General features: G+C 47.2%; 1 protein-coding gene. It reads left to right on the top strand.

The genetic code is table 11. The features are described 5' to 3' along the window. Positions 1 to 269 precede the first annotated feature (269 nt). On the top strand, positions 270 to 604 hold a 335-nt coding region (locus IDZ20_RS10825; protein ID WP_188151453.1), incomplete at its 3' end, for an FmdB family zinc ribbon protein.

The raw sequence follows: 604 nt of genomic DNA, 5'->3' as shown, positions 1-604 counted from the left end.
CGGAAAAATATTTACCCGCTTAGGCGGGACAGGTCCGCCTGTAAGTTGCCGAAAGGCAATCAGCAGGTGGAAACAGACGATTTTAACAGCCGTTTATTTACGAATTTAGGACTCTAAAGAAAGCGGGCATGAATATCATCAAAAATGTTCGTTTTTCAGAGTTTCCTTAGCTCTTTGCGGCGGGTATTTATTAGCGCGCCGCTAGAGCGTTGATTTTTACCGGCTCTTCAAAATTAGAATTGAATATCAGTAATAACGGAGACCTTAAAATGCCAGTTTACGATTACAAGTGTGCCGAGCATGGTGTGTTTAATGATCTTGCGACGATGGATGATAGCGATAAGCCCTGTGCTTGTCCGCGCTGCGGCGAATTGTCTGCCCGTATTATTCGGCTTTCGCCAGAGCTGGTTAGGATGGCACCGGAAAAAAAGCACGCTCATGAGGTAAATGAGCGCAATCAGCACGAGCCTACTCATTCGACAAAAGATCGCCGCGCCGATGACGAGCAGCATTCGAAAGGCTGTGGTTGCGAGCGCAAGATAGGCAAGGCGTTTAACTATGGCGGGCATGCTCTAACGATGCACAATGTGGCAGACAATTTACT

The organism is Teredinibacter waterburyi (genome assembly GCF_001922985.1).
Taxonomy (GTDB): Bacteria; Pseudomonadota; Gammaproteobacteria; order Pseudomonadales; family Cellvibrionaceae; genus Teredinibacter; species Teredinibacter waterburyi.
Note: the sequence above shows the minus strand (reverse complement) of the source record. Positions and strands in the feature narration are given on the sequence as shown.